This window comes from Aliarcobacter vitoriensis (assembly GCF_048320235.1).
GTDB lineage: Bacteria > Campylobacterota > Campylobacteria > Campylobacterales > Arcobacteraceae > Aliarcobacter > Aliarcobacter vitoriensis.
In genome coordinates this window covers 967,833-984,221 of record NZ_CP182882.1, presented here as the reverse complement: position 1 = coordinate 984,221, position 16,389 = coordinate 967,833, and the positions used below count along the sequence as shown (strand labels likewise).

General features: G+C 27.9%; 15 protein-coding genes. 13 read left to right on the top strand and 2 right to left on the bottom strand.

The window, feature by feature from the left end:
- Window positions 1-6: 6 nt before the first annotated feature.
- Together ACNSOS_RS04965 and ACNSOS_RS04960 are read right to left on the bottom strand one after the other, a co-directional pair.
- Complete coding sequence (locus ACNSOS_RS04965) at window positions 7-1,161, bottom strand: MFS transporter (protein WP_418186160.1); 1,155 nt, start codon at window positions 1,159-1,161, stop codon at window positions 7-9.
- A 47-nt stretch (window positions 1,162-1,208) separates the two neighbouring features.
- Window positions 1,209-1,967 carry an alpha/beta fold hydrolase gene (locus ACNSOS_RS04960; RefSeq protein ID WP_418186159.1) on the bottom strand — a complete coding sequence of 253 codons (759 nt, stop codon included), beginning with the start codon at window positions 1,965-1,967 and terminating at the stop codon, window positions 1,209-1,211.
- Between the two features lie 198 nt (window positions 1,968-2,165).
- Here ACNSOS_RS04960 and rpsL point away from each other — a divergent pair, with 198 nt between their 5' ends.
- The 13 genes from rpsL to ACNSOS_RS04895 all read left to right on the top strand — a co-directional run bounded on the left by rpsL (window position 2,166) and on the right by ACNSOS_RS04895 (window position 16,388).
- Window positions 2,166-2,546 (top strand): 30S ribosomal protein S12, encoded by a 381-nt coding sequence (rpsL, locus tag ACNSOS_RS04955; protein ID WP_113892863.1) that lies wholly within the window; start codon window positions 2,166-2,168, stop codon window positions 2,544-2,546.
- A gap of 15 nt (window positions 2,547-2,561) precedes the next feature.
- Window positions 2,562-3,029 carry a 30S ribosomal protein S7 gene (rpsG, locus tag ACNSOS_RS04950; RefSeq protein ID WP_113892865.1) on the top strand — a complete coding sequence of 156 codons (468 nt, stop codon included), beginning with the start codon at window positions 2,562-2,564 and terminating at the stop codon, window positions 3,027-3,029.
- A gap of 9 nt (window positions 3,030-3,038) precedes the next feature.
- Window positions 3,039-5,147 carry an elongation factor G gene (fusA, locus tag ACNSOS_RS04945; RefSeq protein WP_418186158.1) on the top strand — a complete coding sequence of 703 codons (2,109 nt, stop codon included), beginning with the start codon at window positions 3,039-3,041 and terminating at the stop codon, window positions 5,145-5,147.
- Between the two features lie 122 nt (window positions 5,148-5,269).
- Window positions 5,270-6,136, top strand: coding sequence for an NAD(+)/NADH kinase (locus ACNSOS_RS04940; RefSeq protein WP_418186157.1), 867 nt, complete (start codon window positions 5,270-5,272; stop codon window positions 6,134-6,136).
- Window position 6,137: 1 nt separating this feature from the next.
- A complete protein-coding gene (locus ACNSOS_RS04935; RefSeq protein WP_418186156.1) occupies window positions 6,138-7,667 on the top strand; it encodes an AAA family ATPase in 1,530 nt (509 codons plus the stop codon).
- Between the two features lie 65 nt (window positions 7,668-7,732).
- The gene (locus ACNSOS_RS04930; RefSeq protein WP_418186155.1) at window positions 7,733-10,600 is read left to right on the top strand and encodes a cache domain-containing protein; all 2,868 of its coding nucleotides are present in this window, start codon (window positions 7,733-7,735) and stop codon (window positions 10,598-10,600) included.
- 108 nt (window positions 10,601-10,708) lie between these two features.
- Window positions 10,709-11,998 carry a peptidase U32 family protein gene (locus ACNSOS_RS04925; protein ID WP_418186154.1) on the top strand — a complete coding sequence of 430 codons (1,290 nt, stop codon included), beginning with the start codon at window positions 10,709-10,711 and terminating at the stop codon, window positions 11,996-11,998.
- Between the two features lie 12 nt (window positions 11,999-12,010).
- A complete protein-coding gene (locus ACNSOS_RS04920) occupies window positions 12,011-13,267 on the top strand; it encodes a hypothetical protein (protein WP_418186153.1) in 1,257 nt (418 codons plus the stop codon).
- Window positions 13,268-13,305: 38 nt separating this feature from the next.
- A complete protein-coding gene (gene purE / locus ACNSOS_RS04915; protein ID WP_113892879.1) occupies window positions 13,306-13,800 on the top strand; it encodes a 5-(carboxyamino)imidazole ribonucleotide mutase in 495 nt (164 codons plus the stop codon).
- The gene (locus ACNSOS_RS04910; protein ID WP_113909596.1) at window positions 13,800-14,030 is read left to right on the top strand and encodes a glutaredoxin family protein; all 231 of its coding nucleotides are present in this window, start codon (window positions 13,800-13,802) and stop codon (window positions 14,028-14,030) included. The genes purE and ACNSOS_RS04910 overlap by 1 nt, the downstream gene beginning before the upstream one ends.
- A complete protein-coding gene (gene glyQ, locus ACNSOS_RS04905) occupies window positions 14,031-14,912 on the top strand; it encodes a glycine--tRNA ligase subunit alpha (RefSeq protein WP_418186152.1) in 882 nt (293 codons plus the stop codon).
- Complete coding sequence (locus tag ACNSOS_RS04900) at window positions 14,912-15,667, top strand: Nif3-like dinuclear metal center hexameric protein (protein ID WP_418186151.1); 756 nt, start codon at window positions 14,912-14,914, stop codon at window positions 15,665-15,667. The genes glyQ and ACNSOS_RS04900 overlap by 1 nt, the downstream gene beginning before the upstream one ends.
- A complete protein-coding gene (locus ACNSOS_RS04895; RefSeq protein ID WP_113892887.1) occupies window positions 15,660-16,388 on the top strand; it encodes a zinc ribbon domain-containing protein in 729 nt (242 codons plus the stop codon). The genes ACNSOS_RS04900 and ACNSOS_RS04895 overlap by 8 nt, the downstream gene beginning before the upstream one ends.
- The last annotated feature ends 1 nt before the right edge of the window (window position 16,389 follow it).

Genomic DNA, 16,389 nt, shown 5'->3' with positions numbered 1-16,389 from the left:
AGAGGTTTAAAACTCCTCTTTTTTGTACTTTTTATAAAAAGAAAAAGTTAAAATGACACCTATAAATGCCATACAAGCTCCAACTAATGCTGGATAATTATAGCTAAGACCAAATAATAGTGGAAAACCACCAAATAAAGCTCCTAAAGAATTTGCTACATTAAAAGCAGCTTGGATAAAAGCAGCTCCTAACATTTCAGAATTTTTTGCACTTTTAACCATAACCATATTTATTGGAGTTCCAATACTCATAGCAAGAACTCCACAAATAAATGTTAACGCTATTGATAAAATTTGATTTTCAGATAAAAAGAATACTAAAATTAGAAAAATAACCATAAGAGAAAGAAGATAAATAGCTACTTTTATAGGATTTCTTTTATCTGCTAAATATCCACCTAAGATATTTCCAACAACCATTCCAGCACCTGCGACTACCATTAAATATGATATTTTATCAGGATCAAAATTTGATATATTTATTAAAAGTGGTGCAATGTAGCTAAACCAAGCAAAAAGCCCACCAAAACCAATAGCAACTATTGTTAATATATGCCAAGCTTTTATTGTTAAGAAAAATTCTATCTCTTCTTTAAATGTAACAGTTTTTAAAGATTTTAGTTTTGGCATATATAAATATAAAAAGAAAATTGTAAAAGCGCCCAAAATAGAAACTATACCAAAAGCATATTTCCAATGAAGATGATGTCCTATATAGGTTACAATTGGTACGGCAACTAAAATGGCGACAGTCAATCCTGTAAACATTGATGCAACAGCTTGGGCTTCTTTCCCCTTTTTTGCTAGTTTTATTGCAACTATTGTCCCAACTCCAAAAAATGCTCCATGAGGAAGACCAGCAAAAAATCTTGACATAAGTAAAGTATTATAATCTGGTGTTAGTATTGCTAATGCATTAAATAGAGTAAATAAAATCATATAAACTATTAAAATATTTTTTGGTGGAAATTTGGAACTAAGTGCTACAAGAATTGGAGCACCTACAACAACTCCAAAAGCATAGGCAGATATTAAATGCCCTGCAACAGGAATAGTTACTCCTAAATCTTTAGCAACATCTGGTAAAAGTCCCATAATGATAAATTCTGTTGTTCCAATAGCAAGTCCACCTAATGCTAAAGGAAATAGTTGTTTGGTCATAAATTGTTTACCTTTTAAATTTTTTTTGAATTCTATACAAAAAAGATTTAAAAATCATACCAAGACTCTAGTTTTGAAGCAAAAAAAACAGGACACTCTATCATTGGATAATGTCCTGATTCTTCAACTTCTATTATTTCAATATTATTAAAATTTTGAAAATATTTAGCTACTTCATTTTTTGAGAAAACTGGAAAATCATATTTTCCAGTTAATATTTTTATAGGAATATTAATATCTATTTTATTATCTTCTTCAAAATTTATATTCAAATACATACTCATATAACCCAATCTTGCTTCTAAGATTGAGCAATTTAAAGCTAAATTTATACGATAATTTTTCCAAGTTTGGTTATATCTTATGCTTGATTGCTCTACAATTTCTTCTATTTTTTTACTATCTTTTCCCATTTGAGATAGTAAATTTTCTTTTGCTTTTTGTGTACTTTTTACACCTTTGTAGCTAATGGGAGTTATTAAAATAAGTTGTTTTACTCTATTGTCTTTTAAAGAAATATGTTGAGCTATCATTGTAGACATTGAGTGAGCAACTAAATTGTAAGATTCTATTTTCAAATGTGAAATGAGGTTTATAACATCTTTTACAGCTTCTTCTAAATTGTAAATTCCTAAAATATTTTTAGATAAACCATAACCTCTTAAATCTACAAAATAACAGCTAAATCTTTCTTTATCTAAAAAAGGAATTATACTATCATAATTTGTACAATCACCAAATAGTTCATGAATAAAAATAATACTTTTTTTACCAGTTCCAACTCTTTTGTAAGCTAAAATTTCCATATTAAACCTTTTTTTGTAATTTTAGTTAAAAATATATTAATAAGTTGTATTTAAAGAACTTTAGATATAATCCGAAACTTTTTTAGAAAACTTTAAATCGTTTCCTAGAATGGTAGTATCGTTTCAAAATATTTTGAAGATTACGAGAAGCATGAGTGGGGCTATAACTACTCAAACCAAATTTTATAAAGGAAAGAAATGCCTACAATTAATCAGCTTGTAAGAAATGAGCGAAAAAAAGTGATTAAAAAATCAAAATCACCAGCTTTAAAAAATTGTCCTCAAAGAAGAGGTGTGTGTACAAGAGTATATACAACGACTCCTAAAAAACCTAACTCAGCTTTAAGAAAAGTTGCAAAAGTTAGATTAACAACTGGATTTGAAGTTATTTCATATATCGGTGGAGAAGGTCACAATCTTCAAGAACACTCAATTGTTCTAGTAAGAGGGGGAAGAGTAAAAGATTTACCTGGGGTTAAATACCACATTGTAAGAGGTGCGTTAGATTCGGCTGGAGTAAATAACAGAACTGTATCTAGATCTAAATATGGTACAAAAAAAGCAAAAGCTAAAAAATAAGTAGAAGGATAGAAAATGAGAAGAAGAAAAGCTCCAGTTAGAGAAATTATGGCTGATCCTATCTACAATAGTAAAGTGATCACAAAATTTGTTAATGCAATTATGTTAGATGGTAAAAAATCTGTTGCAGAAAAAATCCTTTATGGTGCGATTGCAAACTTAGATGCAAGAGGTGAAGATAAAGGTATTGATTTGTTTGAAAAAGCAATAGAAAATGTTAAACCACTTTTAGAAGTAAGAAGTAGAAGAGTTGGTGGTGCAACTTACCAAGTTCCAGTTGAAGTAAGAGCTGTTAGAAGACAAACTTTAGCTTTAAGATGGTTAATTGATGCTTCAAGAAAAAGAAATGAAAGAACAATGGTAGAAAGATTAGCAAATGAGCTATTTGAAGCTGCAAACGAAAGAGGAGCATCTTTTAAGAAAAAAGAAGATGTACATAGAATGGCAGAAGCTAACAAAGCATTTGCACACTACAGATGGTAGGATAAAATTATGGCAAGAAAAATACCGTTAAATAGAGTTAGAAATATAGGTATTGCTGCACATATTGATGCAGGAAAAACAACAACAACTGAAAGAATTTTATTCTATACGGGAGTTTCTCATAAAATTGGAGAAGTACATGAAGGTGCTGCTACAATGGACTGGATGGAACAAGAACAAGAAAGAGGTATTACAATTACTTCTGCTGCTACAACTTGTCATTGGACTCATCCAAAAACAAAAGAACAACTTCAAGTAAATATCATTGACACTCCAGGTCACGTTGATTTTACTATTGAAGTTGAAAGATCTATGAGAGTTCTTGATGGTGCTGTTGCTGTATTTTGTTCAGTTGGTGGAGTTCAACCACAATCTGAAACTGTTTGGAGACAAGCGAATAAATATGGAGTTCCAAGAATTATTTATGTAAATAAAATGGATAGAACAGGTGCTAATTTCTTTAATGTTATGAATCAAGTAAAAGATAGATTAAAAGCAAATCCAGTTCCAATTCAAGTTCCAATTGGTGCAGAAGACCAATTTAGAGGAATGATTGATTTAGTAAAAATGCAAGCTTATACATATAACCTTGATGCTCAAGCTGGTGAAATGTATCAAATTGAAGAGATTCCTGCTGATTTAGTAGATACTGCTAACGAGTACAGAGAAAAATTAATTGAAGCTGCTGCTGAATCAAGTGATGAATTAATGGATAAATATCTTGGTGGTGAAGAATTAACTGAGGAAGAGATTGTTGAAGGTCTTAAAAAAAGATGTTTAACAATGGAAATTACGCCAATGGTATGTGGAACTTCATTTAAAAATAAAGGTGTTCAACCTTTACTTGATGCAGTTGCTATGTATTTACCATCTCCAACTGAAGTTGCTGATATCAAAGGTGAAACACAAGATGGTGAAGCTGTAATAGTTCCTTCAACTGATAAAGGTGAAGTAGCTGCTCTTGCATTTAAAATTATGACTGACCCATTTGTTGGACAATTAACATTTACAAGAATTTATAGAGGGGTTTTAGAATCTGGAACTTATGTATTAAATTCAACAAAAATGAAAAAAGAGAGAATCGGAAGATTACTTAAAATGCACGCAAACTCAAGAGAAGAGATTAAAGAACTTTATGCTGGAGAAATTGGTGCAGTTGTTGGTCTTAAAGATACAATTACTGGAGATACACTTGCAAGTGAAAAAGATCCAGTTATCTTAGAAAGAATGGATTTCCCAGAACCAGTTATTTCTGTTGCAGTTGAGCCTAAAACAAAAGCTGACCAAGAAAAAATGGGTATTGCTTTAGGAAAACTTGCAGAAGAAGATCCATCATTTAGAGTAAATACTGATGAAGAATCAGGTCAAACTATTATTTCAGGAATGGGTGAATTACACCTTGAAATTCTTGTAGATAGAATGAAAAGAGAGTTCAAAGTAGAAGCTGAAGTTGGAGCACCTCAAGTTGCATATAGAGAAACTATCAGAAATTCTGTTAAACAAGAGTATAAATATGCAAAACAATCTGGTGGTAAAGGTCAATATGGACATGTTTATTTAGAAATTAAACCAATGGCTTCAGGAAGTGAACCAACATTTAAATTCAACAATGAAATTAAAGGTGGAGTTGTACCAAAAGAGTATATTCCAGCTGTTGAAAAAGGTTGTAATGAAGCAATGCAAGGTGGAATTTTAGCTGGATATCCAATGGTTGATATTGAAGTTACACTTTATGATGGAAGTTACCACGAAGTGGATTCTTCTGAAATGGCATTTAAACTTGCAGCTTCAATGGGATTCAAACAAGGTTGTAGAAGTGCAGCAGCAGGTGCTGTATTACTTGAACCAATGATGAAAGTAGAAATAGAAACTCCTGAAGAATATATGGGAGATGTTATTGGAGATTGTAACAAAAGAAGAGGACAAGTTAATTCTATGGATGACAGAGCGGGTATCAAACTTGTTACTGCTATGATTCCATTATCTGAATTATTTGGATATTCAACAGATTTAAGATCTATGTCACAAGGTAGAGCAACATATTCTATGTTATTTGATTCTTACCAAGAAGTTCCAAGAAATGTTTCTGAAGAAATTATGAAAAAAAGAAATGGATAATTTTTAAATTTCTTTTTACAAAAAAGGGGTGTGCTTTTGCATATCCCTTTTTTTATTGGTTTTATATGAGTAATTTACTACAATTGCAAATTGTTTATATAAAATTAATTTAGGTTATAAAATTGAGATTAGAAAAGAATTACAAAAAATTAGAAAAAATTGAGAAAATTGGAATTGTCTTAAGACCTGAAAGTCCTGAATTAAAAGATGTGTATGAAAAAATAGAAGTGCTATTTTTACAAAAAAATATAGCTGTAATTTTAGAAGACAGTTCAGCTTCAATGATAGGAAAAGAGGGGATAAGTTTTGATAGTTTATGTAATAGTGTCGATTTTTTAGTAAGTGTTGGTGGAGATGGAACACTTTTAGGAGTTGTACGAAGAGCTTTTAAGTATGATTTACCTGTTTTAGGAATAAACTTAGGAACTTTAGGATTTTTAACAGATTTAAGTATGGAAGAACTTCCAAAATTTATTGATGATTTACTTCTAAATGATTATAAAATCAATTCTAGAATGATAATTGAGGGTTCTATAAAAGGAAAAAAATTTATTTCTTTTAATGATGTTGTATTATCAAGAAAAGATTTATCTACTATGTTGAAAGTTAGAGCAAAAATTGATAATAATGAATTTAATACGTATTTTGGAGATGGTTTAATAGTATCAACACCAAGTGGTTCAACAGCTTATAATCTATCTGCTGGAGGACCAATTGTTTATCCTTTAACAGAAGCTTTTATAATTACACCAATAGCTCCTCACTCATTAACTCAAAGACCAATAGTTGTCCCAGCTGATTTTGAAATAGAATTTAATGTTCCAAATAATAGTGAAGCGGTGATAATAGTAGATGGACAAGAATTTTATGATTTAAAAGAAAATGGAAGCTTAAAGATAAAAATTTCTACAAAAAAAGCAAAAATGTTGCATAAAAGTAGTAGAGATTTCTTTAAAGTTTTAAGTGAAAAATTAAGATGGGGGAATTAAGTTGATAACTAGAGTTTATATTAAAAATTGTTTATCTTTTCAGGAGATTGATTTAGAGTTTAATTGTGGATTAAATATTTTCACAGGACCTTCTGGAGCTGGAAAATCTATTTTGATGCAAGAGTTACTATCTTTATTTGCTTTAAATGAAGTAAAAAGTGATATTGGAGAAGTAAATTTAAATAATTCACGAATAAAAAATGAAGAATATGATATAAATTTTGAAGAAGATATTGTAATAAAAAGTATAAAAAAAGACAAAACTAGATATTTTTTGAATAATCAATCAATATCGAAAAAATCTCTTCAAAATGTATCAAACTCTTTGATTAAATATTTAAGTTTAAGAGATACAAGTGATTTTAAAAGTGAAACCTTACTTGATTTCTTAGATAGATTTTCTTCTAAAAATATCAATGGATTTAAAAAAATAAAAGATAGTTTTGATACTAGCTACAAAGAATTAATTGATATTAAAAAAAGAGTGAATAAAATAAGAGAAGATGAGAAAAATCTTGAAGATTTAAAAGAATTTGCCAAATTTGAAATTCAAAAAATTGAAGAGATAAATCCAAAAAACAATGAATATGAAGAGTTGAATGGATTGAAGAAATCTTTAGCAAAAAAAGGAAAAATAGAACAAGTAGTAAAAAAAGCTAGTAATATTTTTGAATACACAAACAGTGTAAATGAGTTGCTTGAACTTATGGAAGTTGATTCATCTTTTTTTGATGAAACTATAAATGAACTAAATAATATTATAGAAAAATCAACAGATACTTTAAGTGAATTAGAGGATATTGATATTGAAGATACATTAACAAGAATTGAAAAAATATCAGCTTTAATAAAAAGATTTGGTTCTATAGAAGAGTGCTTGGAGTATAAAAATCAAAAAATTAAAGAACTTGAAGGATACAATAATATAAGTTTTGAAAAAGAAGATTTAGAGAAAAGATATATAAAATTGGAAGATAGTGTAATAAACTTAGCAAAAGATATATCTCAAATTAGAAAAGATAGTTTAAGAATTCTTGAAGAAAAAGTAAATGAATATTTAAAATTTTTGTATTTGAGTAGTGCAAAAATAGTTTTAAATAATAAAGAATTAGATCAATATGGAATTGATGAAGTTATTTTTCAGTTAAATGGAGTATCTTTACAAACTATTAGTTCAGGAGAATATAATAGATTGAGATTGGCACTTTTAAGTGCAATTGTAGAGTTTGATATAGGAGAAAATGGAATTTTATTTTTAGATGAAATTGATGCAAATTTAAGTGGAAAAGAAAGTGATGCTATATCAAAAGTTTTAATAAAATTAAGTTCAAACTATCAAATATTTGCAATTTCTCATCAAATTCAATTAACTGCAAGTGCAAATCAACATTTTTTAGTTGATAAAAAAGATGGTATTTCAAAAGTAAAACTTTTAAATGATAATGAAAAAATAGAAGAGATAGCAAGAATGATAAGTGGAGAAAATGTAACTGTTGAAGCTATGGAGTTTGCAAAAAATTTGATAAAATAATAAATAGATATAATATTTATATTTTAAATGGTACAATTGAAACATTCTATTTTGGAGAGAGAAGAATGCTAAGAAATTTGTCTATAAAATTAAAAATATTGATTTTATCTGTAGTAACAATTATGTTTATATCAATTGCCGTTGCTATAGATTCAATTTATTCTATTAAAAGTTTTTCAGATGAAGGTATCACTAAATATAAAGAAGAAGCTTACCTAAAAAAAGAACAAGAACTGAAGAACTATGTATCTTTGGCTATGAAAACAGTTGAAGCATATTATGAAAGAACTTCTATAGAAAAAGTTAAACTTGAATTAGAAAGTGAACTACAAAAACAAACAGAATTTTTATTTTCTATTTTAGAAGCAGAGTATGAAAAATATAAAAATACTTTATCAAATGAAGCATTACAAGATAGGTTAAAAAGTATTGTAAATGCTACAAGATATTCAGCTACAGGATATTTTTGGATAAATGACTTTGATGCAGTCGTTGTAGTACATCCTATAAATCCATCACTAAATAATAAAAATATGTATGACTACAAAGATCCAAAAGGGAAGCAAATTTTTAAAGAGTTTGCACAAATTGCAAAAAGTGATAAAGAGGGGTTTATTGATTATGTTTGGCCAAAACCAGGATTTGATACTCCTCAATTAAAAGTATCTTTTGTAAAATTATTTAAACCATATAATTGGGTTATTGGAACGGGTGAATATGTTGAAAATGCAACAGCAAGAATTCAAATGGAAGCTTTAAAAACTATTTCAGAAATGAGATATGCAAATAATGAATATTTTTGGATAAATGATTCATTTCCCAAAATGATTATGCATCCTATTAACTCAAAATTAAATGGAACAGATTTAAGCACTTATTCAGACCCTTATGGTACAAAATTGTTTATTGAAATGTCAAAAGTTACAAATTCTAAAAAAGAAGGTGGATTGGTAAAATATTATTGGGATAAACCAAATTTACCAAATGATCCGAAAGCAAAATTTTCTTATGTTCAAAAGTTCGAACCTTGGGATTGGATTATTGGAACAGGGGCTTATGTTGATGATATTGAAGCAGAAGTTGCTTTGATGGAAGAGAATACTAATGATAAAATAAATAGTATAATTTTTAGTATTTTAGGTTTTGCAATTATTATAATGCTAGTTGCAGTTTTAATTTATAACTATTTTGTAAATCAAGCCATTATTAGACCTTTAGATGAACTGGATATGGCAATTAATGATATTAATAGTGGAAAAGGTGAAACTGATAGAATTAACAAAAAATCTAATGATGAAATAGGAAAAGTAGTAGATAGTTTTAATGCTTACATCTCTAAGCTAAAAGAAGCTTATATAGAAGATGGGAAAGTTATTGAAAATGTTGATGAAGTGATAGACAAAATTTCGCAAGGTTTTTATGTATATAAAATTGAAAAAACATCTTCAAATCCACAAATTCAAAGATTAAGAGATTCTATTAATCAAATGATTGAAAGAACAAATGATAATTTAGTAAGTTTAAACAACGTTCTAATAGAGTATGGAAATTCAAATTTTGCTGCGATTGATTCAAAAATGGACATATCAAAAGTAAATGGTGTAATGTCATCACTAGTTGCAAGTACACAACTAATTGGTTCAACTGTTTCTGAATTTTTGTCAATGATTGTAGCAACTGGTAAAAAATTAAATAGTGATACAGGTGTTTTATCTGATAGTGCTAAAAAATTATCAACTTCTGCAAATGAACAAGCTTCTTCTTTAGAGCAAACTGCAGCTGCGGTTGAAGAGATAACAGCTATTATTAAGCAAAGTGTTCAAAAAACTTCTCAAATGTCTATTTTAGCTCTTGAACTTCAAAAATCTTCAAAAGATGGAGAAACACTTGCTTCAAAAACAAATCAAGCGATGGATCAGATAAATAACGAAGTAAGTTCTATTAATGAAGCTATTGAAGTTATTGATCAAATTGCATTTCAAACAAATATTCTTTCACTAAATGCGGCAGTAGAAGCTGCAACTGCTGGAGAGGCTGGTAAAGGATTTGCAGTTGTTGCACAAGAAGTAAGAAATCTTGCAAATAGAAGTGCTGAGGCAGCAAGAGAGATTAAGAATATTGTAGAAAAAGCAACAGCAAAGGCAAATGAAGGTAAAGATATTGCAAATCGAATGAAAGAAGGTTATACAATATTAAATAAAAATATTAATGACACTATTGTATTAATTGAAGATGTTTCAAAAGGTAGTAAAGAAGAAGAGATTGGAATTTTACAAATCAATGATACGATAAATGTTTTAGATAGTGTAACTCAAGTAAATGCTAACTCGTCAAATATTATTAGTTCATTAGCTTTAGAAGCTGCAAATTTATCTAATAATCTTCTAACAATAGCTGATAGGGCTAAATTTAAACAAATAGATGCAAAAGAGATAGAAGATATCGATTTGGTATTTAAAGTTTCAAAATTAAAAAATGATCATATAAGATTTAAACTTGTAAATTTTAATAAAATTGGACAAACAAAAACTGCTTGGAGTATAACAAAACCAACAGATTGCGATTTAGGAAGATGGATAATAGAACAAGAAAAACAAGGTATTAGTTTTACAAAAGCACAAAATTGGAAGAAACTAAAAGAGTACCATGAAAGTGTTCATAATAGTGTTCAAGAGTATATAAATCAAGATTGTAAAGATATTTCTGATAGAGATATCTTACAAAATTTATCACAACAAGTAGATAGTTCAATGTTTGAGGTGTTTAAATGTTTAGATCAACTAAAAAAAGACAATATTGTTAAAGCTTCAAATGAAATAAAACAAGATGTTAAATTTGAAAATACTTCTCCAATAGAACAAAAAGTTAGTAATAAAGAATCTCAAAAGAAGTTTATCTCTAGCAATACTGATGATGAGTGGGAGAGCTTCTAAAGGCTCTTTATCTCATTTTTAATAAAACTTTAATACAAATATTTATCAAAAAATAGATATAATCTCGGCTTAATTAAATAATATAATGTATGTAATCAAAGGAAATTTATGAGTAATAAAAAAGTAGAGTTACTATCACCTGCTGGAAATTTAGAAAAATTAAAAATAGCTATTAAATATGGTGCAGATGCAGTTTACGCAGGAGTTAGTCACTTTAGTTTAAGAATAAGAGCAGGAAAAGAGTTTACGTTTGAAACTTTTAAAGAAGGAATAGATTATGCTCATGAAAGAGGAAAAAAAGTATATGCCACAATTAATGGTTTTCCTTTTAATTCACAAATAGAATTATTAAAAAAACATATTGCTACAATGGCTGCCCTTAAACCAGATGCTTTTATTGTTGCAGCACCAGGAGTTGTTCGATTGTGTAGAGAAATTGCTCCTCAAATTGATATTCATTTATCAACTCAAGCAAATGTTTTAAATTATCTTGATGCACAAGTTTTTTGGGATATGGGTGTAAAAAGAATAGTTGTTGCAAGAGAGATATCATTAAAAGATGTAATGGAAATAAAAAAACACTTACCTGATATGGAAATAGAGATTTTTGTACATGGTTCTATGTGTTTTGCTTATAGTGGAAGATGTTTAGTTAGTGCTGTTCAAATGGGAAGAGTACCAAATAGAGGAAGTTGTGCAAATGACTGTAGATTTCAATATACTTTATATGCTGCAAATGAAGATCATAATACTTTATTTAGACTTCAAGAAGAACCAGGTGTTGGAACATACATTTTTAATTCAAAAGATATGAATTTAGCTTCACATATAAAAGAGATATTAGATAGTGGTGCAGTTGATAGTTTAAAGATTGAAGGAAGAACAAAATCACCTTATTATGCAGCAGTTACAGCAAAAGCATATAGAGAAGCAATTGATGATTATGATGCTGGAAAATTTGAACCAGAGAAATATCAAAAAGAGCTTCATACAACAAAAAATAGAGGATTTACTGATGCATATTTGATTCATCGTCCTTTTGAAAAAACAGATTCACAAAATCACTTATATGCTTTAAGTAAAGGTTCGTTTGAAGTTACTGGACTTGTAACTGAAGATGAAGAACATTTTTTATGTAAGTATAAAGTTTATCCAAATGAAGACATAGAGATATTTACTCCAAAAAATGAAGAATTAGTTGAATGTGAAAATGAGATAGGAAAGATTTTTAAAAAAGATGATGGTTTATATTATATTAATTTTAAAAAGATTTTAACAGAAACAAATAAAGAATTAGAATCTGTTCATAGTGGAAATGTAAATAAGATAAAACTTCCTTCAAAATTACCATATTTAACTATGTTTAGAGTTGAAAATATTGATGAAATAGTGGAATAAATATTTTACAATATGATTTTTTTTAGAGTTACAAATAATATAAATATAAAAATAACAGATGGAACAGTTATAAAGTATAATAGATTTAAAGCTCCAGTTGGAGTTGAGAATGAAACAGTTTATATTACAACATATGATGATTTTTTAGATTTTAAAGATATTTTGGCAAAAGTTGATAAAAATAAATATATTGCAAAAACTATAAATGAAAATTCAGTTAAAGAAAACCCAAGATTTCCAGTTGAATTGGGAATTTTAAATATTCAAGAATTTGAAAATAGAACAAAGTTTGATAATATAGATTTTTTTGACATAAAAGAGCAAAATTTATTTCATCAACTAAAGAGCTTTCATAAAAATAGTATTCGTATTGCAGTGATTGGAAGTTTAGGAAATAGTATAAGTGATATGATATCTTCTATGGCAGCTTTGAGAATATTTTATAATAAATTAAATGAAATCTATTCAAATATAAAATTAGATATATATATAAAAGCTTCAAATAATAGTTATTATAAAAGAGATAAAGATATTTATTCTACTCAAGAATATATAAATGAAATTTTGCCATTGAGTATTGATAGTAAAAAGATTTGCGAATATGACTATTATGTTGATAATAGTGTTGATATTAGTAAAATATTAAATTTAAATATTGTTGATAGCTGGTTATTGAAATTTGGAATTGATTATAAAAAAGTTTCAGATTTAGAGAAATTTTCAACACTAAAAATAGATAATTTTGAATTAACAAAAGGATTAAGTAATAAGTTACTTGAAGCGAAAAAGAGAGGAAAACTTCTTTTATATCATCCATATAGTGCTACTATAAATAAATCAATTCCACAAACTTTTGCTATAGATATTTTAAAATCTTTAATTGAAAAATTAGACGATTATACTATTGTTACAACTTTAAATGTTGATCCAAAAATAAAAAATGATAATCTTCTTGATTTATCTAATTTTTCTAAAACAATAGAAGATTTTATTTTTATAGTATCTTCAATGGATAAAATAATTACTGCAAATACATCAGCATTGCACATAAGTGATACATTTATGATACCTACAGTTTGTATAATTACTAGTGAAGAGTATGAAACTATTTTAAAATATTATAAATATGTTAAACCTATTTTTGTAAAAAATAGTTCAAAAAATTTATCAAAATTTATATATGAAAATGATTTATTAACAATAAATAAATTTGATGAATGGAAAAAGCTTAAAGTAGATAAGATTATAAATTTATTAGAAACTTTTTGATATAATCTTGGAATTTTTAAAAAATAAAAAGGTGAAAAATGAAATTTGTATCAATTATAATGGGTAGTAAATCTGATTATGAAATTATGAAAAACTGTGCTGATACTTTTGAACAGTTTAATGTAAAATATGAGTTAATTATATCTTCAGCTCATAGAAGTCCTGAAAGAACAAAAGAATATGTAAAAGATGCTGAAGAAAAAGGTGCAGTAGCCTTTATCGCAGCTGCTGGAATGGCTGCACACCTTGCTGGAGCATTAGCAGCGACAACAACAAAACCAATTATTGGTGTTCCTATGAAAGGTGGAGCAATGGATGGTATGGATGCTATGCTTTCAACTGTTCAAATGCCAGCAGGAATGCCTGTTGCTACTGTTGCATTGGGGAAAGCTGGAGCTATTAATGCTGCTTATTTGGCTATGCAAATTTTAGCAATTAGTGATAAAGATTTAGCTGTTAAATTAAAAGAAGATAGAATGGTTAAAGCTAAAGCTGTTGAAAGTGATTCAAAAGATATAGAAGTATTATTGTAATGAAACCTATTGCACTATTTACTTTACCAAATTGTAAATGGTGCAAAGATACGATTACCTACTTAAAAAGTAAAAAACTAAAATTTAATCAAATAGATTTAACAAAAAATAAAGATGCTTTAAAAGATTGTCAAAAAAGATGTTCTGGTGCCCCTATTATTTTAATAGGAAATACTTGGATTTGTGGATTTGACAAAGAAAAAATAAATAAAGAGTTAGGAATTAAATAGATGGTTACATTTTCACAGATGCTATTAAAACTACAAGAATTTTGGGCAAAGGAAGGGTGTAATATTGTACAACCTTATGATATTCCTGCTGGAGCTGGAACATTTCACCCCGCAACACTTTTAAGAAGTTTGGATAGCACTCCTTGGAGTACAGCCTATGTAGCCCCTTCAAGAAGACCAACAGATGGGAGATATGGAGAAAATCCAAATAGATTGGGAGCATATTATCAATTTCAAGTTTTGATAAAACCAAGTCCAGATAATATTCAAGATTTATACTTAAAATCTTTAGAATTTTTAGGATTAGATTTGAGTAGACATGATATCAGATTTGTTGAAGACAATTGGGAATCTCCAACTTTAGGTGCATGGGGGCTTGGTTGGGAAGTTTGGCTTGATGGTATGGAAGTTACTCAGTTTACATATTTTCAACAGGTTGGTGGATTAGCTTGTGAGCCAGTTGCTGTTGAAATAACTTATGGAACAGAAAGACTAGCTATGTATTTACAAGGAGTGGACAGTGTTTTTGATATAGTTTGGAATGAAAATAAACATGGGAAAACTACTTATGCAGATGTTCATAAAGAAGCAGAATATCAGTTTTCTAAGTATAATTTTGAAGTAGCAAACACTTCTATTTTATTTAAACATTTTGAAGATGCTTTTAATGAGTGTAAAGCTTGTTTAGAAGCTAATTTACCACTACCAGCTTATGACCAATGTATGTTAGCAAGTCATACGTTTAATACTTTAGATGCAAGAAAAGCTATAAGTGTAACTGAAAGACAAAACTATATTTTAAAAGTTAGAGAACTTGCACAAGCTTGTGCAGTTATGTATAAAGAGCAAGAACAAGATAGATTAAAAAGAGTTGGAAGATAGTGAAAATAAGAGAGATATATACATTTTTAAACTCAATTTCTCCTTTTGAATTGCAAGAAAAATGGGATAATTCTGGACTTCTTGTAGGAAATTTAGAAGATGAATTTGAAAATTTATATATTAGTATGGATTTAGATTTAACTTTAGTTCAATCTTTAAAACCAAACTCTTTAGTAATTACTCATCATCCACTAATTTTTAGCGGCTTAAGAAGAATAAATTATGACACATATAGTACAAAGATTTTAAAAGAGCTTATAAAAAAAAATATATCTTTAATATCAATGCATACAAATATAGATAAAACACACTTAAATAGATTTGTAGTTGAAGATATTTTGGAATTTAAAATAGTAAATCAAAATGAATTTATTGCAAATTGTGAAGTAAATATGAGTTTTGAAAATCTTTTAAAACACCTAAATAAAAAGTTAAATTTAAAAAATATAAAGTTTGTAAAAACAAAAGATTATATAAAAAACATAGCTATTTGTACAGGTTCAGCTATGAGTTTAATAGATGAAGTGAAAGCAGATTGTTTTATAACAGGTGATATAAAATATCACGATGCAATGGAAGCAAAAGCAAGAGATTTGTCGTTAATTGATATTCGACACTATGAGAGTGAAAATAGTTTTAATCTACTATTGGAATATCTTTTAGATGAATATTTGAAAAAAAATAAATTAAAAGCTATAATAACAGCTTCAAAAAATCCATTTGAGTTTTTTATAGAAGGAGAAAACATTGAATAAGTATTTACAGGATTTAATAACTTTATCAAAATATGATACAAGTATTAGTCAATTTGATCCAAAGATTGAAAATCAAAAGTCAAAATTAGCAGTTTTTGTAGAAACAGCAGAAGCATTAAAAAGTTCTATAAACTCTATTTATTTAGAAATAGATGAGTTAAAATCTAAAAGAACTAAAAACAATATTCATCTTGCAGAATTAAAAACAAAGTTAGATAGTATTGCAAAAAAGAATAAAGATGTAACAAATGAAAAAGAGTTAAAAGCTCTACAACTTGAAGAAGATATAGCAAAAGAGCAGGTTTCTTTTGCAAATGAAGAGATAGAAAGACTTGATAAATTAACTGTGGCAAAAGAAGATACTTTAAAAGAACTTCAAGAGAAATTAAAAGTTGAAGAAGAAGATATTAAAGAGATTAAAGTTGCAGTTGATCAAGAAATTGAATCTATAAATGAAGAAAGAAATGTTGTTTATGCACAAAGAAATGAACTTTTAGGACAATTTGATAAAAAAATTCTAACTTTCTATGAAAAAATTAAAAGATGGGCTAAAGATACAGCAGTTGTTCCTGTAAAAAAACAGGCTTGTTATGGGTGCTTTATGAAAATAAATGACAAAACTTATGCAGAGGTTATAAAAGGTGAAGAGATTGTAAACTGTCTTCATTGTGGAAGAATCCTTTATAAAGGTGAAGAAGAAACTATTTCACAAGAGGCTTAAT